At 69.2% G+C, this 23,841-nt stretch carries 20 protein-coding genes; 10 read left to right on the top strand and 10 right to left on the bottom strand.

The genetic code is table 11. The features are described 5' to 3' along the window. The first annotated feature begins 42 nt into the window (after nt 1–42). The 4 genes from WBL06_RS10825 to WBL06_RS10840 are packed head-to-tail and all read left to right on the top strand — an operon-like array spanning nt 43 to nt 4,107. The gene (locus WBL06_RS10825) at nt 43–885 is read left to right on the top strand and encodes a sulfurtransferase (RefSeq protein ID WP_424456012.1); all 843 of its coding nucleotides are present in this window, start codon (nt 43–45) and stop codon (nt 883–885) included. A 24-nt stretch (nt 886–909) separates the two neighbouring features. After that, on the top strand, nt 910–1,746 hold the full coding sequence (locus tag WBL06_RS10830; protein ID WP_424456013.1) for an aldo/keto reductase: 837 nt from the start codon (nt 910–912) through the stop codon (nt 1,744–1,746). A 4-nt stretch (nt 1,747–1,750) separates the two neighbouring features. Beyond that, on the top strand, nt 1,751–3,571 hold the full coding sequence (locus WBL06_RS10835) for a thioredoxin domain-containing protein (protein ID WP_424456014.1): 1,821 nt from the start codon (nt 1,751–1,753) through the stop codon (nt 3,569–3,571). Next, nucleotides 3,568–4,107, top strand: a complete 540-nt coding sequence (locus WBL06_RS10840) for a hypothetical protein (protein WP_424456015.1) — start codon at nt 3,568–3,570, stop codon at nt 4,105–4,107. The genes WBL06_RS10835 and WBL06_RS10840 overlap by 4 nt, the downstream gene beginning before the upstream one ends. A 55-nt stretch (nt 4,108–4,162) precedes the next feature. Here WBL06_RS10840 and WBL06_RS10845 read toward each other — a convergent pair whose 3' ends face one another. From WBL06_RS10845 to WBL06_RS10870, 6 genes are all read right to left on the bottom strand, one after another. Further along, nucleotides 4,163–5,035 (bottom strand): sulfurtransferase, encoded by an 873-nt coding sequence (locus WBL06_RS10845; RefSeq protein ID WP_424456016.1) that lies wholly within the window; start codon nt 5,033–5,035, stop codon nt 4,163–4,165. 140 nt (nt 5,036–5,175) lie between these two features. Continuing rightward, entirely contained in the window at nt 5,176–5,760 is a 585-nt protein-coding gene (locus WBL06_RS10850; RefSeq protein WP_424456017.1) for a CoA-binding protein, read from the bottom strand. Between the two features lie 7 nt (nt 5,761–5,767). Next, nucleotides 5,768–7,084 (bottom strand): O-acetylhomoserine aminocarboxypropyltransferase/cysteine synthase family protein, encoded by a 1,317-nt coding sequence (locus tag WBL06_RS10855; RefSeq protein WP_424456018.1) that lies wholly within the window; start codon nt 7,082–7,084, stop codon nt 5,768–5,770. A gap of 9 nt (nt 7,085–7,093) precedes the next feature. Beyond that, complete coding sequence (locus WBL06_RS10860; protein ID WP_424456019.1) at nt 7,094–8,845, bottom strand: hypothetical protein; 1,752 nt, start codon at nt 8,843–8,845, stop codon at nt 7,094–7,096. 154 nt (nt 8,846–8,999) lie between these two features. Then, the gene (locus WBL06_RS10865; RefSeq protein ID WP_424456020.1) at nt 9,000–12,800 is read right to left on the bottom strand and encodes a hypothetical protein; all 3,801 of its coding nucleotides are present in this window, start codon (nt 12,798–12,800) and stop codon (nt 9,000–9,002) included. A 76-nt stretch (nt 12,801–12,876) separates the two neighbouring features. Beyond that, complete coding sequence (locus WBL06_RS10870; RefSeq protein WP_424456021.1) at nt 12,877–14,433, bottom strand: dolichyl-phosphate-mannose--protein mannosyltransferase; 1,557 nt, start codon at nt 14,431–14,433, stop codon at nt 12,877–12,879. Nucleotides 14,434–14,587: 154 nt separating this feature from the next. On the opposite strand from WBL06_RS10870, the gene rsmI reads away from it, so the two are divergent. From rsmI to WBL06_RS10900, 6 genes are all read left to right on the top strand, one after another. Continuing rightward, nucleotides 14,588–15,412 (top strand): 16S rRNA (cytidine(1402)-2'-O)-methyltransferase, encoded by an 825-nt coding sequence (rsmI, locus tag WBL06_RS10875; RefSeq protein WP_424456022.1) that lies wholly within the window; start codon nt 14,588–14,590, stop codon nt 15,410–15,412. Nucleotides 15,413–15,660: 248 nt separating this feature from the next. Beyond that, nucleotides 15,661–15,993, top strand: coding sequence for a hypothetical protein (locus tag WBL06_RS10880; protein ID WP_424456023.1), 333 nt, complete (start codon nt 15,661–15,663; stop codon nt 15,991–15,993). A 31-nt stretch (nt 15,994–16,024) separates the two neighbouring features. Next, nucleotides 16,025–17,584 (top strand): methionine--tRNA ligase, encoded by a 1,560-nt coding sequence (gene metG, locus WBL06_RS10885; protein ID WP_424456024.1) that lies wholly within the window; start codon nt 16,025–16,027, stop codon nt 17,582–17,584. Then, nucleotides 17,581–18,462 carry a TatD family hydrolase gene (locus WBL06_RS10890; RefSeq protein WP_424456025.1) on the top strand — a complete coding sequence of 294 codons (882 nt, stop codon included), beginning with the start codon at nt 17,581–17,583 and terminating at the stop codon, nt 18,460–18,462. The genes metG and WBL06_RS10890 overlap by 4 nt, the downstream gene beginning before the upstream one ends. Then, the gene (gene rsmA / locus WBL06_RS10895) at nt 18,462–19,283 is read left to right on the top strand and encodes a 16S rRNA (adenine(1518)-N(6)/adenine(1519)-N(6))-dimethyltransferase RsmA (RefSeq protein ID WP_424456026.1); all 822 of its coding nucleotides are present in this window, start codon (nt 18,462–18,464) and stop codon (nt 19,281–19,283) included. Before WBL06_RS10890 ends, rsmA begins: the two co-directional genes overlap by 1 nt. A 9-nt stretch (nt 19,284–19,292) precedes the next feature. Next, entirely contained in the window at nt 19,293–20,228 is a 936-nt protein-coding gene (locus WBL06_RS10900) for a 4-(cytidine 5'-diphospho)-2-C-methyl-D-erythritol kinase (protein WP_424456027.1), read from the top strand. 173 nt (nt 20,229–20,401) lie between these two features. Here the strand turns inward: WBL06_RS10900 and WBL06_RS10905 are convergent, their stop codons facing one another. Genes WBL06_RS10905 through WBL06_RS10920 form a run of 4 tightly spaced genes read right to left on the bottom strand, consistent with a single transcriptional unit; the run spans nt 20,402 to nt 23,797 of the window. Then, the gene (locus tag WBL06_RS10905; protein ID WP_424456028.1) at nt 20,402–21,334 is read right to left on the bottom strand and encodes an alpha/beta hydrolase fold domain-containing protein; all 933 of its coding nucleotides are present in this window, start codon (nt 21,332–21,334) and stop codon (nt 20,402–20,404) included. A gap of 51 nt (nt 21,335–21,385) precedes the next feature. Beyond that, a complete protein-coding gene (locus WBL06_RS10910) occupies nt 21,386–22,171 on the bottom strand; it encodes an ABC transporter ATP-binding protein (RefSeq protein WP_424456038.1) in 786 nt (261 codons plus the stop codon). Nucleotides 22,172–22,193: 22 nt separating this feature from the next. Then, nucleotides 22,194–23,021 (bottom strand): ABC transporter permease, encoded by an 828-nt coding sequence (locus tag WBL06_RS10915; protein ID WP_424456029.1) that lies wholly within the window; start codon nt 23,019–23,021, stop codon nt 22,194–22,196. After that, nucleotides 23,018–23,797: an ABC transporter permease gene (locus tag WBL06_RS10920; protein ID WP_424456030.1), complete on the bottom strand. Its 780-nt coding sequence runs from the start codon at nt 23,795–23,797 to the stop codon at nt 23,018–23,020. The genes WBL06_RS10915 and WBL06_RS10920 overlap by 4 nt, the downstream gene beginning before the upstream one ends. Nucleotides 23,798–23,841 lie beyond the last annotated feature (44 nt).

Raw genomic sequence — 23,841 nt, forward strand, 5'->3', positions numbered from 1 at the left:
CCGCGGTGTCAACCCTGGGCGGGACGCCTACCCTGGAACACCATGACCGCGACGCCACACCTGATCACCGCCCACGACCTCAACGGGGTGCTCGGTGCCGTCAGCATCCTCGACGTGCGGTGGCGGCTCGACCAGCCGGATGGGCGCCCTGACTACCTCGCCGGCCACATCCCGGGCGCCGTCTACGTCGACCTCGACACCGAGCTCGCCGACCACTCCCGCCCCGCCACCGAGGGTCGGCATCCGTTGCCCCCGGCCGGTGTTCTGCAGACCGCCGCTCGACGGTGGGGCCTGCGCAACGATCGCACTGTCGTCGTCTACGACGACCTCGGCAGCATGTCGGCCGCTCGAGCCTGGTGGATGCTGCGCGACGGCGGGCTCGACGACGTGCGCGTTCTCGACGGCGGGCTCGGGGCGTGGCGCGCGGAGGGCTACCCGCTCGAGACGGGCGAGGTCGTGCCGCGCCCGGGCGACGTGCGGCTGCGACGCGGCGTCATGCCCGTGATCGGCATCGACGACGCCGCCCGTTTCCCCGACCTCGGCACCCTCTTCGACGCGCGGGCCGCCGAACGGTACCGCGGCGAACAGGAGCCCGTCGATCCCCGGGCGGGCCACATCCCCGGAGCGGTGAGTGCGCCATCCGCCGCGAATCTCGACGCCGACGGGCGCTTCCTGCCGGCCGAGCAGCTGCGGGCGCGGTTCCTCGGGCTGGGTGCCGACCCCGGGGCTCCGGTGGCGACCTACTGCGGCTCCGGCGTGGTGGCGGCCCACCAGGTGCTCGCCCTCACGCTCGCGGGCTTCGAGCCGGCTCTGTACCCGGGCTCGTGGAGCCAGTGGTCGCAACATCCCGACCGTCCCGCGGCGACCGGACCCAGCCCGCGCTGAGGCGTCGGTGGCAGGATGGGAGGGATGACTACGACGATCCCCACCCTGAAACTCAATGACGGCCACGACATCCCTCAGCTCGGATTCGGAGTATTCAAGGTCGATCCCGACGAGACCGAGCGCATCGTCTCCGACGCCCTCGCAGCCGGCTACCGGCACATCGACACCGCGGCGGTCTACGGCAATGAGGTCGGCGTGGGTCGCGCGATCGCGGCATCGGGCGTTCCGCGCGAAGAGCTGTTCATCACCACGAAGCTGTGGAACTCCGATCAGGGCACCCAGTCGGCGTTCGACGCGATCGACCTCAGTCTCGACAAGCTCGGGCTCGACAGCGTCAACCTCTACCTGATCCACTGGCCGCGCCCGGATCTCGACCGATACCTCGAGACGTGGTTGGCGATGGAGCAGATCCGGGATGACGGCAAGGCGACGAGCATCGGCGTCTCGAACTTCCACATTCCGCACCTCGACACGATCATCGCCGGGTCGTCGACCGTTCCCGCGGTCGACCAACTCGAACTGCACCCGACATTCCAGCAGCGCGAACTGCGCGCGTTCGGCGCTGAACACGGCATCGCGATCGAGTCGTGGGGTCCGCTGGGGCAGGGCAAGTACGACCTGCTCGGGATGCCCGCGATCACCCGGATCGCTGCGGCGCATGGGGTGACCCCGGCCCAGGTGGTCATCCGCTGGCACCTGCAGAGCGGCATCATCGTGTTCCCGAAGTCGAACTCGGCCGAGCGGATGCGGGAGAACTTCGACGTCTTCGGCTTCGAGTTGACCGCGGATGAGCTGGCGGCGATCGACGCGCTCGACGCGGGCAACCGTGTGGGATCGAACCCCGAGACGGCGACGTTCTAGAGCGATGACCGGCAGCAGGCTCGCCGACTCGACGAGCCCGTACCTGCGCTCGCACGCCGGCAACCCGGTCGACTGGTGGCCGTGGAGCGAGGAGGCCTTCGCCGAGGCCGCGCGGCGCGATGTGCCGGTGCTCATCTCGATCGGCTACGCGACCTGCCACTGGTGTCACGTGATGGCGCGCGAGAGCTTCTCCGACCCCGAGGTGGCGGCCCAGCTGGCGGCCGGATTCGTCGCCATCAAGGTCGATCGCGAGGAGCATCCCGATGTGGATGCCGCCTATCTCGCGGCGGCGAGCGCGTTCACCCCGTCGCTCGGCTGGCCGCTCACGGTGTTCACCACCCCGGCGGGCGCGGCCTTCTACGCCGGCACCTACTTTCCGCCGCGACCCGTGCAGGGTATGCCGGCCTTTCGTGAGGTGCTCGACGCGATCACCGACGCGTGGACGCAGCGCCGCGACGACGTCGAGCAGACGGCGACCGCCCTGGTCGCGGCGCTGACCGCCGACCGCCCCGTCACCGAGCTCGACGGCCTGCCACCCGCCGCCCTCGACGACGCCGTCGGCGGCCTCCTGGCGGCGGAAGACCGGGAGTTCGGCGGATTCGGTACAGCGCCCAAGTTTCCGACGACGCCAGCGCTCGCCTTTCTGCTCGAGCATGGCGGTGAGCCGGCCCGAGCGCTCGCGGAACGCACGCTGGCACGCATGGCGGCATCCCCGCTGCGCGACGCGGTCGAGGGCGGCTTCTTCCGGTATGCCGTGCATCGCGACTGGAGCGAGCCGCACTACGAACGGATGCTGACCGACAACGCCCAGTTGTTGGCGTGCTACGCCGCGGTGGGCGACGAAGCGACGGCAACCGGCATCGCGGAGTTCCTGCTCGGCGTGCTGCGGTTGCCGGGCGGCTTCGCGTCGGGGCAGGACAGCGAGAGCGAGATCGACGGGGTGCGCGACGAGGGCGGCTACTACGCACTCGACGCCGCGGCCCGCAGCACCCAGCCGCCGCCCCCGCTCGACGCCAAGGTGCTGACCGGGCTCAACGGGCTGGCGATCGGCGCGCTGGCCGACGCCGGGGTACGGTTCGGGAACCGCGAGTGGATCGCCGCGGCGCGCGAGGTCGCGGATGCCGTGCTGGCCGTGCACGGGTCCGTTGCGCCGCTGCGCCGGGCATCGCTCGACGGCCGGGTGTCGGATGCGGTGGCGACTCTCGAGGACTACGGCGGGTTCGCCGGGGGGCTCGCGCGACTGGCCCTCGCCGCCGGGGAACCGCGCTACGCCACGGTGGCTCGAGACCTGATCGAGTCGTGCGTGGATGGCGACCACATCGCGGCACCGTCGGGGGCAGACCCGGTACTGGCGGCGCGCGGCCTCGCTCTGCCCCCGGAGATCTCCGACGGGGCGACACCGTCGGGGCGCGCGCTGCTCGCCGATGCGGCCCTGCTGCTCGCGGCGCTCAGCGGCGACGACGCCCATCGGCGGATCGCGGAACGGGCGATCGCGCCCGCGCTCGCGTCGGCATCCGCGCAGCCGCTGTCGTTCGGTGGTGCGCTCAGCGTCGCGGTGCGCCTGGGTCGTGCGGTCGCCCAGCTCGTCGTTGTCGGGCCCGGAGACACGGCGCTCGCCGACGTGGCGCGAGGCTGGGGCGGGCCGACCCGCGTGCTCGCGATCGTCACCGACGAGCAGGCGGCAACCTTCGCGGCGGAGGGCTTCGGGCTCTTCGATGCGCGGACGAGCCGTGAGGGCCTCGACACCGCGTACCTCTGCGAACACTTCGTCTGCGACCTGCCGCTCACCGACGCGGCCGCGCTCGCGGATAGGCTCGCTTCATGATGCGTGTGCTTGGGACTCCTGTCGCACTGGTGGGCATTGCGGTCGCGAGCCTGCTGCTCGCCGGCTGCACGAGCGACTTCCTCAGCGACGACGGCACCGCTGCCCCCTCTCCGACAGCGACAGAGGCCACCCCGCAACCCACCGAATCGAGCCCGGCCGAGCCGGTCGAACAGTTCGACTGCGACGACGTGCTCATCGACCGTCCCGGCAACTACGTGCTGGGAGAGTGCGGCACCGTCACGCTCGAGGGCGGCGGCATCGACCTCACGGTCTCCTCGATCGCGAGCCTCGTCATCCGCGGTGACGGCGTCGACATCGTGGGCGAGATGCTCGGCAAGGTCGACCTGCAGGGTCAGCGTGCCGACATTTCGGCGATCAGCATCGACGACCTGACGATCCGCGGCGAACAGAACACCGTCGTCGTCGACACGACCATCGGCACCGTCGTCGTCAACGGCAACGAGAACGTCGTGAGCACCGGCGAGGGCATCGATTCACCGGTCATCGACAACGGCCTCCTCAACGAGATCAGCTGAGACGACATCGCTGGTCGAGTAGCGCACAGCGAAACGACGCGCGTGTCGAGACCCGCTAAACCAGCGCGCCGCTTCCCGTCGTCACCAGGGGCGCGTCCGGGTCAGCCGCCCACTCGTTGAGCGACCCGTCGTAGATGGCGACGTGGGTCTCGCCGAGCCGCACGAGCTGCAGCGCCGCCGTGGCCGCCGCGATGCCGCCGCTGCAGTACACCACGACGCGAGGTGCGCCGAGCGCGGGGGCGAGTGCGTCCCGAAGCTGGTCTTCCGCGAGGGTGGTTCGCGCCTGGCGGTCGACGAGTCGTGTCAGTGCCACGGCGCTGGAACCCGGGATGTGGCCGGGCCGACCTCTGCCGTCGATCTCTTTCGCGGAGAGCGCGCAGACCAGCGAGGCGTGCTCCTCGCCGCGGACGACACGCTCGACGAAGGCCTTGTCCACCCAGGCATCCGGCCGCTCGATCGCGACGAAAGTCGCCGGCGACGGCTCCACGTGCCCGCGCTCCGTGGGCCGATCGTCGGCGATCCACGCGGTCAGCCCGCCGTCGAGGACGGCTGCGCTGTCGTGGCCGAACGCGCGGAACAGCCACCACAGACGGGACGCGAACTGGCCGAACCCGGTGTCGTAGACCACGACCGTCGTCTCCGGGCCGATTCCGAGGGCGCCCGCGGCCACCGCGAATCGGGCCGAGTCGGGTCGCGTGTACGGGAATCGGCCGTCGGGGTCGGAGAACTCGTCGATCAGGTCGGCGAACAGCGCCCCCGGGATATGGCCGTCGACGATGTACTGCTCGTGACCGCTGAGTCTGCCCGGTTTGCCGTTCGGCTGCGTAAACGAGACGACCGACGCATCCACGACGACGAGGTCGTCGGCACCCAAGTGGTCGGCGAGCCACTGGGTGGAGACGAGCGGAGACGGGAGTGTGGTGGCCATGTGTTTGACGGTAGCTGCGCATCCCTCGGTGGGCACGATGACCTGTCACACTCCGTCATCCGCGACTTTTCGTCGCGCCGGAGCGTCGATCCGCGCGAAAAGTCGCGGATGGACGCGGGGTCAGCCGATAGACAGGTGCGTCAGCGCAGGGTCTTGCGGGAGGTGATCTGGCCGGTGTCGAAGCCGAGCAGGTGTAGGCCGCCGTGGAAGCGGGCGTGCTCGACCTTGATGCAGCGGTCCATGACGACGGTGAGCCCCTTCGACTCGCCGTAGTACGCCGCCTCCTCGTTCCAGATGCCGAGCTGCACCCAGATGGTCTTCGCGCCGATCGCGACGACGTCGTCAATGACCGAAGGGATGTCGCTGCCCTTGCGGAACACGTCGACGATGTCGGGTACGACCGGCAGGTCGGCGAGCGACTTGTAGACCTTCTGGCCGAGGATCTCGTCGGCGTTCGGGTTGACGAAGTACAGCTCGTAGTCGCTGGACTGCTTGAGGTAGGTGGCGACGAAGTACGACGAGCGCGCTGGGTTGGGCGAGGCGCCGACGATCGCGACGGTCTTGGCCTTCTGCAGGATCTTCAGCCGGTCCTGCGCCGACGGTCCGACCCAGGTGCGCTTGCTCTTCAGCAGCTTCGCGAGCGGCGAGGACGCCGGGATCTCGCACGTGAGCCCGTTCGTCAGGTGAACGGTCTCGAGGTCGACGTCTGCCGTTGCGGTGCTCATATCCCGATTATCCCTTCACGGCCGCGGCGAGCGCTTGGTCGAGGTCGGCGATGATGTCTTCGACATCCTCGATGCCGACGCTGATGCGCACCAGACCCGGCTGCACTCCGGCATCCACCAGCTGCTGCTCCGAGAGCTGGGCGTGCGTCGTCGAGCCGGGGTGGATGACGAGGGTCTTCGCGTCGCCGATGTTCGCCAGGTGCGAGGCGAGGTTGACGCTCTCGATGAAGGTCTGGCCGGCGGCTCGGCCCCCCTTGACGCCGAACGAGAACACCGAGCCCGGCCCCTTCGGCAGGTACTTCTTGGCGCGGTCGAAATGCGGATGCTGTGGCAGCCCCGCCCAGTTGACGAAGTCGATGCGCGGGTCGGCATCCAGCCATTCGGCGACCGTGCGGGCGTTGTCGACGTGAGCCTGCATCCGGTACGGCAGAGTCTCGACGCCGAGCGCGAGCAGCCACGCTGAGTGCGGCGCGAGGGCCGGGCCGATGTCGCGCAACTGCTCGGCGCGCAGCCGGGTCAGGAAGGCGTACTCGCCGAAGTTGCCGTGCCAGTTCAGGCCGCCGTAGTGGGCCACCTCGGTGTCGAACAGCGGGAAGCGCTCGTTCGCCCAGTGGAAGCGGCCCGACTCCACGACGACGCCGCCGAGGGTCGTGCCGTGACCGCCCAGGAACTTCGTGGCCGAGTGGATGACGACATCCGCCCCCCACTCGATCGGGCGGTTGAGGTAGGGGGTCGCGACCGTCGAGTCGACGATGAGCGGCAGGTGATGCGCGTGCGCGACGTCGGCGAGGCCCTCGAGGTCGGCGATGTCGCCCGACGGGTTGGTGACCGACTCGGTGAAGATCAGCTTCGTCGTGTCGGTGATCGCCGCGGCGTAGTCCTCGGGGTTGGTGCCGGCGACGAAGGTCGTGTCGACGCCGAAACGACGCAGCGTGACGTCGAGCTGCGTGACCGAGCCGCCGTACAGCGACGCGGCCGACACGATGTGATCACCGGCGCCGGCGAGCGAGGCGAAGGTGATGAACTCGGCTCCCAGGCCGGATGCCGTCGCGACCGCGCCGAGGCCGCCCTCGAGGCTTGCGATGCGCTCCTCGAAGGACGCGACGGTCGGGTTCGCCAGCCGGCTGTAGATGTTGCCGTACTTCTGCAGCGCGAAGCGGGCGGCGGCATCCGCGGTGTCGTCGAAGACGAACGCGCTCGACTGGTAGATCGGCAGCGCGCGGGCGCCGCTCACCGCGTCGGGGATGTTGCCGGCGTGGATGGCGCGGGTCTTGAAGCCGTAATTGCGGTCGGCGTGCGACGTGTCGTCGGGTAAATCTGACATCCCGCCAGATTATCCGGTTGGCTCCACCTGTTGCTCTGTACTACGTTCCGCGTCACTCGCGGCGCGCTCCTCGCGGCGATTGATGATGCGGAACGTGAGCCAGACCGCGGCGACCAGGAGGCTGAACACCACGAGCACGCCGATCCACAGTGCGATCGGCTGCCGCGGGCCCTCCGACGTCGTCACCGACGGCAGCACGATGAGCGCGAACGTGAACGCCGTCGGCAGGGCGAGGGCGACCCACCGGCGCTTGGCATCGTCGAACAGTTCGCGACCCTCGAGGAAGGTCACCGGCAGGATCGCGACCATGACACCCGCGAGTCCCTCTGAGGCGGCGGCTCCGAGGGTTTCGAGCGTGAGCTGCCCGAGAACGTCGGGCGCCGCGCTGGCGAAGAGCCCCGACAAGACCGAGTATCCGACCCAAGCGGCGAGTGCGATTCCGAGTGTCGACGCGAGCCGGATCGTGGTGGCGCGGTTGCGGTCTTCGGCGCGCGCACTGCGAGCCAGCTCGAGTCCGAGCACCAGACCGACGAGGATGCCGGGGCTGAAGCCGATGGTGCGCGACGCGACGACTCCGAGGAGCGCGAGCACGAAGGCGCCGGGGCGCGCGACGATCTGCGCGGGCACGTGCCACCGCCGACCCATGGCGATCCGAGTGATCACGGCGGGAACGAGCACTACGAGGATGAGGCCGAGCGCGAGCGACAGGGTCATGCGCAGCGACGTCGCGTCGACCCCGAAGTCGGGGCTCGAGAAGCCGAAGGCGACGGTGGACAGGATGATCACCAGTGGCGCCGCTGGGATCGGGATCTTGGGCAGCTTCGCGGTGAGGGCGCGCACCCGGTCGCCGAACCGCACCAGTCGGGTGAACGGGGCGCGGATGCGGTCCCAGTTGGCCTCGATCGTGGCATCCAGGATGTTGGCGGGGATCGCGACGAGCAGCAGGATCAGGCCGCCGATGCCCGCCGCCATCGCGACCGTCAGCGGGTTACGGAAGATGTCCTGCAAGGTCGTCACGGCCTCGCTGAGGGGGCTCGGCGCGGCCGGGTCGCCGCCGAGGAACGACACCGGTCGCTGATCCGTCGGCGCCTCCGGCTCTTCGGCGACGGGTGCGGCGACGGGCCCGCTCACCGAGACGGGCGTCGCAGTCGGCGCGGGCGTCGCATCCGGCAGGGCAAAGGTTTCGAGCTCCTCGTCGCGGTCGGCGTCGGGGGCCGGCGACACGTTCGACGCTGGCGGGGTCGGCTTGGCGGACGACGTCGGGCTGGGAGTTGCCGTGACGCTCGGCGTCGGCGTCGGCGTGACCGTCGGCGTCGGCGTCGGCGTCACCGACGGGGTGGGATTCGGAGGCGGCGGCGCCACGACGCCGCTCACCGCGTGCGGAACGACCTCGAACTTCGCGGTGGTGCTCGACGCGACGCCGTCGATGGTCTCCGTCACCAGGATCTGGTGATTGCCGTAGGCGCGCTCCCCGCTGGGGGCCGCGCACGACCACGCGGCGGAGCCGACGCCGGTGCCGGAGCAGGAGAGGGAGATCCACGTCGCCCCGGGCGGACGGAGGGCGACAGCCACCTCGCCCGCGGGGTCTTTAGAACCGGAGATCGTGACGGCGCTGTCGGGATGCACCAAACCCGGAGACACGGCGATCGAGACGGCCGCACGAGCGCTCGAGGTGGTCGCGAGGAGGGTGGCGGCCGCCACCACGAGGAGGAGCGCGAGGGCACCCATGAAGGGTCGCGCGAAGACTCTGATTTCTGGCACGTCGGATCCAATGCGGGTTGGCAATGCCGGGGGACGCGGGCGCATCCGGGTAAGCAGAGGCGCTCCGCGGGTGAAACGGGGGTGACCACATCTTGGCGCAACCAGGTGTGGTGAATGTTTCCAGGAGGTGAGACTTCTCTCACCTTTTCAGAGGCTACGCGTCGACCCTTTCGCGGTCGCTAGCTGCCCGCTTGTCGGCTCGCACGAAGATCACCCACACCGCGAGCGAGACGGCCCCGAACACCGCGAAGACGATGAGCCACACCCCGTAGTCGGCGACGTCGGTGCCTTCGACGGCCGTCGGCAGCACGAGCAGCGCGAAGGCGACGGCCACCAGCAGGAACGCTCCCGCCCAGAGGCGTTTCGAGACCTCCCACAGTTCGCGACCGTCGAGGAACTTGAGGGGGAATACGGCGATCAGCGCACCCGTCAGACCCTCGGCGGTGATGGCGACCATCGTGTCGTCGACGAGCATCCCGACGAAGTCGTTGCCGGGGGTGAATACCGAGTAGACGATCCAGGCGGCCAGCGCGAGGCCGGTCACGACGCCGATCTGCACGAACACTGCGCGCGCGGTGACCTGCTTGCTCGCCTGCAACAACTCGAGCCCGATCGCGACGCCGACCAGGAAGCCGGGGGAGAACTCCAGGATGCGGGCGACGATGACGCCGATCACGGCGAACAGGATGATCGTCGGCTGCATCGCGACGACGCCGATCGCGCCCCATGCGCGGCGGATGATGATTCCCGAGATCCACGACGCGACGAAACTGAGCACGAAGAGTGCGATCGCGAGCGACAGGACGAGGCGCAACGACACGATGTCGAACCCGAAGCCCGGGTCGACGAACCCGTAGATGATCGCGACCAGCACCACGAGCAACCCTGCGGTGATGGCGCGCGACCGGGTGAATCGGATGAGCCAGTCCTGGGCGCGCGTCATCGCCCGGTCGAACGTGCCGTAGACGCGGCCGAGGCGGGAGGTGTTCGACGACAGCGAGGAGTTGAGCAGCTCGGTCGGCAGCGCCACGAGGAAGAGCAGAGCGAGCGCGAGCCCTCCGGCGATCGCGATCGTCACCGGGTTGTCGATGATCCGCCAGAGGGGGGCGATGGAGTCGGTGAGGGCACTCGGCGCGGCCGGGTCACCGCGGTCGACGGCTCCGCTCAAGCCGCCGGAGCCACCCGCGCCGCCGGTCGAGCTCGTCTCGTCGGCGTCGACCTCCAGCGCCTTGTCGACGGGCTTGATCTCGACCACCATGGCGTCGAAGTCTTGGGTGTAGGTCACCCCGAGCGGACTCGTGGCGACGACCTCGATGCGATGTGGGCCCACCTCGACGTCGTCCGGCACCGCGAACTCCAGCGTCTGCGGTGCGCCGGTCGCGATCGCAGTGCCCAGACTCCGCGGCGTCGAGTGCATGACCACCTCGATCACCCAGCCCTGCGGCATCCCTTCGATCGTCACCGAGAAGGTGTCGCCGGGGCGCAGGTTCATCAGGTCGCCGTCGAAGTTCAGCAACCACTGCACGAGGGTGGGGAGGCTGGGTGCGGGCGGAGCTGGCTCGTCGGGGTCAGCGGGCGGCGGGGCCAGGAACACGGGGATGCTGCGGCTCGCCGAGTACGCCGAGAGACCGCCCGATTGCGGGTCGATGCTGATCGCCCGGGCGCTCGTCTCGGTGGATGCGGCGAAGCCGCACCCCCAGGTGCCGGCTCCTGTGGCGGTCGTCTGGCACAGCGTCGCGCCGGATCCGCCGACGATCCTCACGGTGTCGCCGGGGGTGGCGGCGCCGGACATCGCGATCGAGTTGCCCGCGCTCGCCGCCACCGCCGTCGGCGTTTCGGGCACGCGGAAGAAGAACTGGTACGGCTCGTACCCGGGGGTGTCGGTGCCGATTCCCCCGCTTTCGTCAATGTCGCTGCGCATGAACCACAGGCTGTGCAGGCCGGGTGCCAGGTCAGCGAGGTCGCACGTGGGCGAGCAGCTCGTGATCGGGCCATAGCCCGGCACCGACGAGGGCTGCACCCCGCTGCGACCGCTGCACGATCCGAAGGTCTCGATCGCGCCGCCGTCGTTGGGGACGACCGGCGAGTAGGTGAGCATCACGTTCGGGTCAGTCGTCGTCGCCACCAGACCGCCGGGAGTGAACGTGCACTGGATCGTCGACGATGACGCCGTTCCCTGCACGGGGATGGTCACATCCCCGCTGTACGCCGACATCCCGCGCGACTCGGCATCGATGTCGGTCGCGCGGGCAACCGACGCTGTCGACTTCGGGAAGGTGCACTGCCACAGGCCCTCGCCATCGGGAGAGGTGAGGCACAACTGCGCACCTCCGGCGTTGTCGACACGCAGGTCGTTGGCCGGGGTCGCGGTGCCGGAAAGCGTGATCGTCGTGGCATCGCTCGTCACCGACGTGATGCTCGGCGTTTCGGGGATCGTGAAGAGGAAGTCGTAGACGCCTTCGCCTTCGCCCTCGCCCTCGCCGCCGGTGACGTAGAGCTCGTACAGGCCCGGAGGCAGCTCAGCCCAGTCACCCGCGTAGACCGTGTCTGCGAACGTCGTGCCGGGTGGGAACTGGTTGCCGATGTTCGTTCCACAGGTCGCGGGAGGCGCGAGCAGGTACTCGCCGGCGAAGGCCTCGAGCGTGTAGAGGCTGAGCGAGAAGCCCTGGTCTTCGGTGACGTCGAACGACCCCGGCGCGAATACGCACGTCAGGGTGGGGTCGGTGCCGCCGCCCCCTTCCCCGATGATCGAGAACTCGGCCCAGCTCGCGTACGAGCCCACATCGGGGTTGGACGGGATGAAGTGGGTGAAGATCGCCGTGTATCCGCCACTGCCGAGCGCTCCGCCGTCGACCTCGCACAGCCAATCGGGGCCCACGTTGTCGCAGTCGGTCACCGACGTCGGCGTGTCGCTTCTGCCCTCGCCTTGACCCTCGTAGAGCTCCACGCGGGTGGACGCGCCGTCGTACATGGTCTGTCCGGTGAACGGAATCACCGCGGTGCCCTGCGGGTAGCTGTCGGGGGACTCCGCGACACCCGGGCGGGGGAGCAGCACCGAGAAGTTCACGAGGATCGGTTCGTCGACGCCGCGCTGCGCCGAGAGCACGTGCGCGCCGGGGTCCGGATAGAACTGGTTGTCGCAGGCCCAGGTGGTGCCGCTGATGATCGCCGTGCAGAAGGCCTCGCCACTGATCTCGATGTCGACGGCTTCCGATCCATCGGGAACCGTTCCTACGACGTCGAAGGTGTTGGCGGCCTCCCATTCGTACTGGGATTCGGGCAGCGGCTGGCCGACCGCGAACGGTGCGGCGGGGTCGATGATCAGCGGACCCGACCCCTCGCCCCAGGTCATGCCCACCGTCTGGCGCACCCGCATCGTGTACGCGCCGGGAGCGACCCCGGCAAGATCGATCGAACACGACCACGGGCCAGGGGAGGGGATGTTGGGGGTGCTACACGTCGGAACGACGCCGTCGATCGCGACGTCGATGACGGCGTCCGGCGCGGTCGTCGCCCCGGAGAAGAGGGCGAGCGAATCTTGCGGGACCTGGTACGGGTTGGGCTGGTCGTAGTTCGGCGGCGCCGGGACGACGTCGAGGGCAACGACGTCCAGGGCCGGCGGCAGAGCGGGAATGCTCTGCAGCGCGGTGTAGGAGTGGGAGCCGACCGGCAAGGGGTTCGCGGTCGTGCACGACCAGGCGTTCGCCACCACGGTCGCGGTGCACAGTTGCGTCTCGCCGTCGTCGTCGTAGACGGTGACTTCGGGGTCTCCGCCCGTCGTCGTGGTGCCGAAGAACTGGAAACCCGACGGCGTCCAGGTCACGTCAGCGCCGTCAAGGGAGGGATCGAACTCGAGGCCACCGTCGGCGTTCGCCGCGATTGCGCCGGCGAAGATGAGGGTGCCGGTGAGGGCCGTCAAGGCGGCAAGACCGGCGGCGGTGCGTCGGCGGGTCATGGGGGTCCTGTCTCGAGCTTGGTTACCCCCCGCTCGGAGTCTAGGACACGTCACATTCCGGCGTGCTACAGGATTTTCACAACCAGGTCGGCAGCCACAGGTGGATGCGGAAGAACCAGTCGGGAATCGACAGCGCGGTCCAGACGGGCAGGAAGAACAGACTCAATGCGACGCAGAACCCGAGGAAGATGCCGACGCTGCGGATGCCGACCACGCGCCGGGGTTCGGGATCCCTGGCTGTGCCCAACAGCATCCCGATGGCGGCGGTGAGCGCCAGGATCAGGTACGGCTCGAAGGCGATCGTGTAGAAGCTGAACACCGTGCGGTGCAGGTACAGCAGCCACGGCAGGTAGCCGGCCGCCAGGCCGGTGAGGATGAGCGCTTCGGTCACGACCGACTCCCGTCGCCGCAGCCGCAGAACGACCCGCACGACGAGGTAGAAGGTAGCGGCGGTCGCGGCCCACCAGATGAGCGGGTTCGGGATGTCGAGGATCGTCTCGACGTTGCCGTTCGAGAGCCCCTGGTAGTACATGCTCGTCGGCCTCACGAGGAACAACCAGGTGAGCGGGTTCGACTGGTAGCCGTGCGGGCTGGTCTCGCCGACGTGGTAGCTGTACACCGCCGCTTCGTAGTGCCACCAGTTCTGGAACGCCGTCGGCACCCAGGAGAGCGGCCCGGTCCAGGCCTCACCTCCGCCCTCGATCCAGCGCCGGTGGTAGCCGCCGTCGGTGACGAACCAGCCGATCCAGGTCGTGAGATAGGTCGCGGCGGCGAGCGGCACGAGCAGCAGGAAGGTGACCGGCGCCTGCTTGAGGATGCCGCCGGTCGCCCAGAACTCGATCCCCGCCTGTCGCCGCAGCAGCAGTTCTGCGACGACGACGTAGACGCCGAAGATCGCGAGAAAGTAGGCGCCGCTCCACTTCACCCCGGTCGCGAGGCCGAAGGCGACGGCGGCGGCGAGCAGCCAGGGTCGCCAGAACAGCACCGGCCCCCATCCGGTGGTGCCGTGGGCCTCGATGTGGGCGGCGAGTCTTCGCTTCGCGAACCGGCGGTCGAGGAAGACCAGCAGCACCCCGAGCAGCGCGAAGAACGCCAGCATCGTGTCCAACAGAGCGACTCGGCTCAGCACGATCGCGTTGCCGTCGATCGCGAGCAGTCCGCCGGCGATGACGGTGAGCAGCGGGCGGGCGAACAGCAGGTGGGCGACGCCCATCGTGAGCACCACCAGAAGGATGCCGACTATCGCCACCGAGATGCGCCAGCCGACGGGATCGTCGGCGCCGAACACCGCCATCCCGCCCGCGATGATCCACTTGCCCAGTGGCGGGTGTGCGACGAACGACGCCTCGGGCAGGAAACCCGACACTTCGCCCGCGTTGAACGCCGGATTCGGGTCGGCCGGCCAACTGCCTTCGTAGCCCAACTGGGAAAGGGTGTAGGCATCCTTCACGTAATAGGTCTCGTCGAACACGAGGCTGTCGGGATGCCCCAGCCCGATCAGCCGCGTCGCCGCAGCGACCGCCGTGACGACCGCGGGGCCGCCCCAGCGCCACGCCCGGCGCTTCGCCTCGGTGTCTTGCATCCGAGCCCACCAGTCGTCGAGCCGCGAACCCGGCAGCTCGGCGACACTCATGCCCACGATCGTAGGTGCGCAGTTGGCTTTCCGTTTTCAGGAAGATCTGGGATGAATGTCAACGGGAGTGGAAGGTGCAGTCTCAGGAGTGGACTTCGGCCACATCTCCACCACAACTTCCTGAAAACGGAAAGCCCACCCGCGACAATGGGGCGTGATCATTCTCGGGGCGACGCCGATCGGCAACCTCGGCGACGCGTCGCGGCGGCTCGTCGAGACGCTCGAACGCGTCGGCACGGTCGCCGCGGAAGACACCCGCGTCACCGTGCAGTTGCTGCGCGGCCTCGGCATCGAGAACCGGCCGAAGCTCGTCGCGTTGCACGAGCACAACGAACGGGAGCGTGCGGCCGACCTGGTCGAGCTCGCCCGCACCGAGGATGTGCTGGTGCTGTCGGATGCCGGCATGCCGACCGTGAGCGACCCCGGCTACGCGCTGGTCGCCGCCGCGATCGAAGCCGGGGTGCAGGTCACAGCGCTGCCGGGGCCGAGCGCGGTGCTCACCGCCCTCGCGCTGTCGGGACTGCCGACCGACCGGTTCGCGTTCGAAGGGTTCCTGCCGCGCAAGGGCCGCGTCGCGGCGCTGCGTCCCCTCGCCGCCGAGACGCGCACCCTGATCTTCTTCGAGTCGCCGCACCGCATCGGCGACGCGCTCGGCGACCTCGCGACTGCCTTCGGACCCGACCGCCGAGCCGCCGTGTGCCGCGAGCTCTCCAAGATGTACGAGGAGGTCGTCCGCGGCACCCTGACCGAACTCGCCGAGCGCTTCGCCGACGGGGCCCGCGGCGAGATCGTCATCGTCGTCGAGGGCGCTCCCGCGGCCGCCACGACCACCGATCTCGCCACCGCGGTCGCGACAGTGCTCGACCTAGCGGCGGGCGGCCTCCGCATGAAGGAAGCCGCTGCCGACGTCGCTGCCGCCACCGGCCTCACCGCACGCGACCTGTACGAGGCCGCGATCCGCGCCAACGGGCGGCCCTAACTCTTCCTACGACGCACCGGTAGCCCTCCTGTGCAGCCCGAGCACGCCCGGCGGAAGAGTTGGCGACCGCCACCCGAGCCAGTCGGCGTCCCAACTCTCGGATCGGCGGCCGTTGGTGTACGTCTCGTCGATGACGAGGCGTCTCGCCGGGAATTGGGAACAATCGGATCACGGTTGAGGAATTTTCGCGTGCCAAGGGTGACAATCGGAGCATGAGGCGTCACATTGCTCCGGTTTCAGTCCTGGCGATGGTCGCGCTCGCGATCTTCGGCGGCTGCGCTCCGCTGGTGTGCCCGGCGATCGGCTACCTGAACACCGTCACGGTCATCGTCTCTGACCCGGAGATCGTCGAGCTCGTATGCCTCGAAGGCTGCGAGGGCGGCCTCAACGATCCGTACCGCGAGGGCCCGAACTGGCAGTTCGACGCGCCCGAGCGACCGGCGTCCATCACCGTCGCGGGGTACGACGAAGCGGGTGCCGAGGTGCTCCGCGAAGACGTCTCCCTGGACTGGACCGTCGCCGATCCTGGCAATGCGTGCGGCAGCAGCGCATCGGCCGGCCCGGTGACGCTCGCTCCGTAACACGACGAAGCCGAAAGCTAGGCTGAGACACGTGTCTCAGCCCGGCAGTTTCTACATCACCACCCCGATCTTCTACGTCAACGACGTGCCGCACATCGGACACGCGTACACGGAGGTCGCGGCGGATGTGCTCGCGCGCTGGCACCGGCAGGCGGGCGACGACACCTGGCTGCTGACGGGCACCGACGAGCACGGACAGAAGATCGAACGCACCGCGGCCGCGAACGGGGTGAGCCCGAAGGAGTGGGCCGACAAGCTGGTCGCCGAGGCCTGGCTGCCGGTGCTCGACACCCTCGACGTCGCCAACGACGACTTCATCCGCACGACTGACGAGCGGCACGAGACAGCCGTCGAGAAGTTCCTGCAGCAGCTCTACGACGAGGGCCACATCTACGAGGGTGTGTACGAGGGCTACTACTGCGTCGGATGCGAGGAGTACAAGCAACTCGACGACCTCGACCAGCCCGAGGACGGCGAGTTCGCCGGGCAGTACCTCTGCAAGATCCACTCGCGGCCGGTCGAGATCCTCAAGGAGAAGAACTACTTCTTCCGCATGAGCGACTTCGGCCAGGCGTTGCTCGACCTCTACGAGCAGCAGCCCGACTTCGTGCAGCCCGACAGCGTGCGCAACGAGATCATCCAGTTCGTCAAGCAGGGGCTGGAAGACCTGTCGATCTCGCGGTCGAGTTTCGACTGGGGCGTCAAGGTGCCGTGGGATCCGACCCACGTCGTCTACGTCTGGTTCGACGCCCTCCTCAACTACGCGACCGCCGTCGGCTGGGGCGCCGACACCGAGCAGTTCCGCCGCCGCTGGCCGGCGTACCACCTCGTCGGCAAAGATATCGCCCGCTTCCACGCCGTCATCTGGCCGGCGATGCTCATGGCCGCCGGCCTGCCGGTGCCTCGGGGGGTGTTCGGCCACGGCTGGCTGCTCGTCGGTGGCGAAAAGATGTCGAAGTCGAAGCTCACCGGCATCGCCCCGGCGCAGATCACGGATGTCTTCGGCTCCGACGCGTTCCGCTACTACTTCCTCTCGGCGATCACGTTCGGGCAGGACGGCTCGTTCTCGTGGGAAGACCTGTCGGCGCGCTACCAGGCCGAACTCGCGAACGGTTTCGGCAACCTGGCGAGCCGCGTGATCGCGATGATCGAGAAGTACCGAGGCGGGGTCGTTCCCGACGCGCCCCGCGATGCCGCGATCACCGACCTCGAGAAGAGCGTGACGGATGCCGCGCACGCGTCGATCGGAACGTTCGCGATCCACGAGGCGATCGCCTCCATCGGCACCCTCGTCGACGCCCTCAACGGGTACGTGACCGAGCAGGCACCGTGGGTATTGGCGAAGGATGAGGCCCAGGCTGGGCGACTCGACGAGGTGCTGGCGACGCTGGCGCACGGCGTCGGCACCCTCGCGGTGCTGTACTCGCCGGTCATGCCGCAGGCGACGGCGAAACTCTGGGCAGCCCTCGGCGAGTCGGGGGCGCTCATCGACCAACGGGTCGACCGGGCCTGGGATCGGCCGGGTCGGGGCACGGTGTCGGCGCTCGATCCGTTGTTCCCGCGCGTCGAAGTGGAGCCGGCCGGCTCGTGACCGAGCCGTTCCTGCGGTCGCGCATGCGGCATCCCGACGAGAAGATCGCCGACTACCCGCCGCTGCCGGAACCGCTCGAGGTGCCGATCTACGACAACCACACGCACCTGGAGTTCGCCGACGGTGAGAACCCGTTGCACCACACGGAGCAGCTCGACCGCGCCTCGGCCGTGGGGGTGCGCGGGGTCGTGCAGGTCGGCACCGACCTGGTGACCTCGCGCTGGAGCTCCGACCTCGCGGCGCAGGATCGACGGGTGCTCGCAGCGGTCGCGCTGCATCCCAACGAGGCCCCCGCCCTCGACGCCGCGGGGCTGCTCGACGAGCACCTCGCGGGCATCGCCGAACTCGCCGCCCTGCCGCGGGTGCGCGCGATCGGCGAGACCGGGCTCGACTTCTTCCGCACGGGAGAGGAGGGCCGCGAGGCGCAAGTGCGCTCGTTCGAGGCGCACATCGCGATCGCGAAGCAGCACGACCTCGCGCTGCAGATCCACGACCGCGACGCGCATCGCGACGTGCTGCGGGTGCTGCGCCGCGTCGGCGCGCCCGAACGCACCGTGTTCCACTGCTTCTCGGGCGACGCCGAGTTCGCGCGCGAGGTCACCGACGCCGGCTGGTACCTCTCGTTCGCGGGCACCGTGACCTTCAAGAACGCCGGGGCACTCCGCGAGGCCCTCGAGGTGGCGCCGCGGGAGAACATCCTCATCGAGACGGATGCCCCCTACCTGACCCCGACGCCGTGGCGGGGCCGGCCCAACTCCTCCTACCTGCTGCCGCACACCCTGCGCTTCATGGCCGAGCACCTCGGCACCGACGAGGGCACGCTCGCCGCCCAGCTCTCGGCGAACACCGAAGCCGTCTACGGCCGGTGGGCCGACTGATGGCGTTGCTCGGTCCCGCGGAGATCAGGGATCTGGCCGCGACCCTCGACCTGCAGCCGACGAAGAAGCTCGGACAGAACTTCGTCGTCGACGGCAACACGGTGCGCAAGATCGTGAAGACCGCGCGCGTCGAGCCGGGCGACGAGGTGCTCGAAGTGGGGCCGGGTCTCGGCTCGCTCACCCTCGGTCTGCTCGACGCTGGAGCGCGCGTGACGGCGGTCGAGATCGACACCCGGCTCGCCGAGTTGTTGCCGCATACCGTGGAGGCTCTCGCCCCCGGGGCGCCGCTCGAAGTCGTCACCGGCGACGCGTTGCGGGTCGACATCCCGGGCGCGCCGCGGCGTCTCGTCGCCAACCTGCCCTACAACGTGTCGGTGCCCGTGCTGTTGCATCTGCTCGAGACGGTGCCGTCGCTCGAGACGGCGCTCGTCATGGTGCAGGCCGAGGTCGGGCAACGCATCGCCGCGCCGGCGGGATCGAAGGTCTACGGCTCGCCGAGCGTGAAGGCCGCCTGGTACGGGCGGTGGTCGGCCGCCGGCACAGTCAGCCGTCAGGTGTTCTGGCCGGTGCCGAACGTCGACTCGATCCTCGTCGCGTTCGAGCGTGCCGAGCGTCCCGGCACCGATGCGGAGCGCGTGCGCACCTTCACCCTCGTGGATGCCGCCTTCGGGCAGCGCCGCAAGATGCTGCGGCAGGCGCTCGCCGAAACCCTCGGCGGCTCAGCCGCCGCATCCGCCCTCATGGAGTCTGCCGGGGTCGACCCCACGCTGCGTGGTGAGCAGCTCACCGTTGCGGACTTTTTGAGGATCGCCCGAGCTTAGGGTGGAGGAATGATCTCCCGCGATGTCCCGCGATCGGTTCACGCGCGGGCCCCGGGCAAGATCAACGTCTACCTCGAGGTCGGCGCCCTGCAAGACGACGGGTATCACGACGTCGCGATCGCCTACCAGGCGGTGTCACTCTATGAAGACGTGCGCGTCAGCGAAGCCGAGTTCTTCACGGTGGACCTCGGCGGCAGCGTCGAGTTCGGCCGCGTGCCGACCGACGACAGCAACATCGCGATCAGGGCGGCGAAACTGCTCGCCGAGCGCACCGGCTACCGCCGGGGAGCGCGCATCGAGATCGAGAAGCACGTTCCGGTCACCGGCGGGATGGGCGGCGGATCGGCGGATGCCGCGGCCACCTTGCTGGCGTGCGACGCTCTGTGGGGAACGGAGCTACCGCGCGACGAGATGCTCGACCTCGCCCGGCAACTCGGCGCCGACGTTCCGTTCGCGATCACCGGCGGCACGGCGATCGGCACCGGTCGGGGCGACGAGCTCTCGCCGGCGCTCGCGCAGGGAACGTTCCAGTGGGTGCTCGCGATCGCCGACTTCGGTCTGTCGACGCCGGCCGTGTACGGCGAGCTCGACCGGCACCGCGCCCGGCACGCGGGCGAGGTGGCTCCCGCGAGCCCGGCGCCGACGGTCGGCACCGACGTGTTGCAGGCGCTGCGCGCGGGGGATGCCCGGATGCTGGCCGCCGCGATGCACAACGACCTGCAGGCCCCCGCCCTGCACCTCGAGCCGTCGCTCGCGAAGGTGATCGAGACGGGGGAGCGCAACGGAGCCCTCGCCGGCATCGTCTCCGGTTCGGGCCCGACCGTGGCGTTCCTCGCCGCCGATCTCGACTCAGCGCTCGAACTGCAGATCGCCCTCTCGGCGGCGCAACTCAACGTGGTGCGGGCGACTGGCCCCGTGCACGGCGCCCGCATCCTGCCCGACTGACCTCGCTGGTCGAGTAGCGCCCGAAGGGCGCGTGTCGAGACCACGTCCGCCCCCACCTCGGTGGTCGAGTAGCGCCCGCAGGGCGCGTGTCGAGACCACACCAGCGGGTTATTTGGAGGTGTGGTTTCGATACGCGTCCGCCTGCGGCGGGCGCTACTCAACCCACGGCAAGGTCAGCCCTTCTGGGGCGTCGCCTTCTTCGTCGCGGCGGCGATGAATGCGGCGATCTTCGGGTAGACCTCGCGGGCCCGCTCGACGTCTTGGGCGTCGTAACCGTGATCGACGCCGGCGATCTCGACGTACTCGACGAGCGCCCCGGCGGCACGCAGACGCTCGGCGTAGCGCTCGCCCTCGGCCCGCAGGATGTCGTGTTCCGCAGTCAGCACCACGGCCGGAGCGATTCCGGTGATGTCGGCCGTGTCGGCGGAACCCGCGGGCGACACGAGCCGGTCGTTGCGCTGCGCTGCGTCAGGCACATAGGCGCTGTCGAAGACCTCGCCCATCCACGGCTTCAGGGCGGGCTTGGCGATCGTCGAGTGCTTGGTGCCCGCGGGCACCGTGAGATCGAGTGGCGGGTAGTGCAGTACCTGCAGAGCGATCGCCGGCGTGCCGTTCTCGAGCGCCAGCCGCGCTACTGCAGCGGCGAGCGCGCCTCCGGCGCTCTGCCCGCCGATGGTGAGTCGGGACGCGTCCCAGCCGTGCTCGGCGCCGTTCGCTGCGACCCAGGCGACGACGTCGTAGGCCTGGTGCGGCAGGTCGGGAAAGTGATGTTGCGGCGCAACGACGTAGTCGACGTTGACGACGACGACCCCGGCGAGGGCCGCGATCGTGCGACACAGTGGGTCGTCGAGAACGGCACCGCGCATCACGTATCCACCGCCGTGGAAGTTGACGTGTACGGCGGGCAACGGGTCGCTCGACTCGGGCCGATAGACGGTGACTCCGGCCGGGACCACCGAGGTCGGCACGGTCAGCTCCTCGGTGCGACCCGGGTATTCGGGGAACCGCTCGCGCGGCTTGATGGCCCGCTCCATCGCGGCACCGGCGGCGCCTTGTAGCACCTTGGCTACGGTCGCGGCGACCTTGGGGCGGGACAGAATCGACATGCGGTACTCGGCTCTCGGTAGGTGGTGGTTTCGACACGCCCGCTTCGCGGGCTACTCAACCACCGAGGGTTCGGGTCGTTGCTCGTGGTCGCGCTTCGCCTTCTGGATCTGCGCGTACACGTGCGTGCGCAGCTCGGTGAACCGCGGGAGTGCCCGGGTGGTGAGCTGGTCGCGCTCGTCGGGGAGGTCGATCGTGAGATCTTCCTGGATGACCGTCGGGGTCATCGACAGCACGATGACGCGCTGGCCGAGGTACACGGACTCATCGATGTCGTGCGTCACGAAGAGCACGGTGACCCCGAACTTTGCCCAGATGTAGCGCACGAGATCTTCGAGATCGGCGCGCGTCTGCGCATCGACGGCGGCGAAGGGCTCGTCCATGATGAGCACCTCCGGGCTGTAGGCGACCGCTCGGGCGATCGCGACGCGCTGCTGCATGCCGCCGGAGAGCTGCCAGGGGAACTTGTCGCCCGCGGCGCCGAGTCCGACGGTTTCCAGAACGTCATCGACGAGTTTGCGACGTTCGTCCTTGGGGGTGGTGCGCAACAGCGGAAGTTCCACGTTGCGCCGCACCGTCATCCACGGCATCAGGCTGCGGCCGTATTCCTGAAAGACCACCGCCATCTTCTTCGGGGGCCCGGTGACCGGCTCGCCGTCGAGCTCGACGATGCCGCCGCTCGGTGCGAGGAGCCCCGCGATGGACTTCAGCAGCGTCGTCTTGCCGCAGCCGGAGGGGCCGACGATGCACACCAGCTCGCCCTGTTTCGCGGTGAATGAGATGTCGCGCAGCGTCTCGAAGTCGCCGTACGACTTCTTCAGGCCGTCGACCCGCAGCATTGCGGGAGAGGAGGGGGTCTGGTCAGGCACGTTCGGTCTCCTTCAGGCCGCGATACCACCCGAGCACGAAATGCTCGGCGATCTGGAACAGCACCGCGAGCGCGATGCCGATGAACCCGAGCAGGATGATTCCGCTCCACATCTCGGGGATCTGGAAGTTCTGCTGGAAGAACGTGATGCGGTAGCCGAGCCCCGACGAAGCGTTCGTCATCTCGGAGATCACCATGAGGATGATGCCGATCGACAGTGACTGCCGGATGCCGGCCATGATCTGCGGGGCGGCGCTCGGCAGAGTGATGTACCGCACGCGCTGCAGAGGGGAGAGCTGGTAGGACGTCGCCGTCTCTCGCTGCACGGCGTCGACGGAGCGGACACCCTCGACGGTGTTCAGCAGGATCGGCCAGACCGTGCCGGCGACGATCACGACGATCTTCGCCGTGTCGCCGATGCCGAGAGTGATGGCGAGCAGCGGTACGAGCATCGGCGGTGGGATGGCTCGGAAGAACTCGAACACCGGCTCGACGAGTTGCCGCAGCCAACGTAACGAGCCGACCAGGATGCCGAGGGCGATGCCGATCACGATCGCGAGCGCCAGGCCGACGAGTAACCGGTAGACACTTGGCACGACGTCGACGAAGAAGGCGTCACCCACCCAGGTCTTCACGAACGCGTCGGCGATGGTCCACGGGGCGGGGAACCGGCGGTTGGGGGCGATGAGCGCGGAGAGCGCCCAGAGGCCCAAAAGCACGAGGGGCAGCCCGATTGCTTCGAGCAGTCCGTCGAGCCAGCGGGGCAGGCGGCGCGTCGCAGACGCCGGAAGCAGGCGGCGGGTCACGGCGGGGGCGCTCACAGCACGACTTCCGCTCGCACCGATTGGTGCCAGGCCAGCACGCGCCGTTCGACGATGCGCACGACCATATTGATGACGAGGGCGAGAAGTCCGGCCGTCACGACGAGTGCGTAGACCCCCGCGTAGTCGGCAGCGGTTCCGCGCTGCACGAGGAGGCGCCCGATGCCCTCGACGCCGATGATGAGCTCGCCCGTGACGGTGAGGATGAGCGCGACGGTCGCGCCGAGGCGGATGCCGGTCATGATGTAGGGCAGCGCGGTCGGCAGCACGAGGTGCACGAAGCGCGACGGCGCCGAGAGGCCGAAGCTGCGCTGCGTGTCGCGCGCGACCGGGTCGACGTCGGCCACGCCATAGAGCACCTGGATGAAGATCTGCCAGAACGTCGCGAAGACGACAATGACGAGCGAGGCCTCGCGGTCGATGCCGAACAGCAGGATCGCGAGCGGGATGATCGCGACGGAGGGGATCGGGCGAAGGAACTCGACCGTCGAGCGAGTGGAAACCCGAAGGAAGGGGATCAGTCCGATCACGGTGCCGAGCACGAGAGCGGCGACGCCGGCGATGCCGAGCCCGATCGCCCACGTGAGGAGCGTGTTGCCGATCGTGCGCCAGTAGTGCAGGTCGAGAGTCATCCGCCCCAGGGCTGCGAACACCTCGGTCGGCGGCGGCACGTACTTGCCGTTCACCCAGCCGACCGTGGCGGCGAGCTGCCACAGGGTGAGAAAGCCCAGGATGCCGAGTAGACCCAGCAGCACGGGTTGTAGTCGTCGCTTCATCGCGCGAAACCTCCGGTTGCATCGGTGGTCCGGGATCTGGCGAC

Origin of the sequence: Pseudolysinimonas sp. (genome assembly GCF_049651805.1) — a bacterium.
GTDB lineage: Bacteria > Actinomycetota > Actinomycetes > Actinomycetales > Microbacteriaceae > Pseudolysinimonas_A.

Excerpts from the sequence above, each read along its gene's own strand:
- WBL06_RS10825 (WP_424456012.1), top strand. The coding sequence starts at position 43 with ATGACCGCGACGCCACACCTGATCACCGCCCACGACCTCAACGGGGTG.
- WBL06_RS10830 (WP_424456013.1), top strand. The coding sequence starts at position 910 with ATGACTACGACGATCCCCACCCTGAAACTCAATGACGGCCACGACATC.
- WBL06_RS10835 (WP_424456014.1), top strand. The coding sequence starts at position 1,751 with ATGACCGGCAGCAGGCTCGCCGACTCGACGAGCCCGTACCTGCGCTCG.
- WBL06_RS10840 (WP_424456015.1), top strand. The coding sequence starts at position 3,568 with ATGATGCGTGTGCTTGGGACTCCTGTCGCACTGGTGGGCATTGCGGTC.
- WBL06_RS10845 (WP_424456016.1), bottom strand. The coding sequence starts at position 5,035 with ATGGCCACCACACTCCCGTCTCCGCTCGTCTCCACCCAGTGGCTCGCC.
- WBL06_RS10850 (WP_424456017.1), bottom strand. The coding sequence starts at position 5,760 with ATGAGCACCGCAACGGCAGACGTCGACCTCGAGACCGTTCACCTGACG.
- WBL06_RS10855 (WP_424456018.1), bottom strand. The coding sequence starts at position 7,084 with ATGTCAGATTTACCCGACGACACGTCGCACGCCGACCGCAATTACGGC.
- WBL06_RS10865 (WP_424456020.1), bottom strand. The coding sequence starts at position 12,800 with ATGACCCGCCGACGCACCGCCGCCGGTCTTGCCGCCTTGACGGCCCTC.
- WBL06_RS10870 (WP_424456021.1), bottom strand. The coding sequence starts at position 14,433 with ATGAGTGTCGCCGAGCTGCCGGGTTCGCGGCTCGACGACTGGTGGGCT.
- WBL06_RS10880 (WP_424456023.1), top strand. The coding sequence starts at position 15,661 with ATGGTCGCGCTCGCGATCTTCGGCGGCTGCGCTCCGCTGGTGTGCCCG.
- rsmA (WP_424456026.1), top strand. The coding sequence starts at position 18,462 with ATGGCGTTGCTCGGTCCCGCGGAGATCAGGGATCTGGCCGCGACCCTC.
- WBL06_RS10900 (WP_424456027.1), top strand. The coding sequence starts at position 19,293 with ATGATCTCCCGCGATGTCCCGCGATCGGTTCACGCGCGGGCCCCGGGC.
- WBL06_RS10905 (WP_424456028.1), bottom strand. The coding sequence starts at position 21,334 with ATGTCGATTCTGTCCCGCCCCAAGGTCGCCGCGACCGTAGCCAAGGTG.
- WBL06_RS10910 (WP_424456038.1), bottom strand. The coding sequence starts at position 22,171 with ATGCTGCGGGTCGACGGCCTGAAGAAGTCGTACGGCGACTTCGAGACG.
- WBL06_RS10920 (WP_424456030.1), bottom strand. The coding sequence starts at position 23,797 with ATGAAGCGACGACTACAACCCGTGCTGCTGGGTCTACTCGGCATCCTG.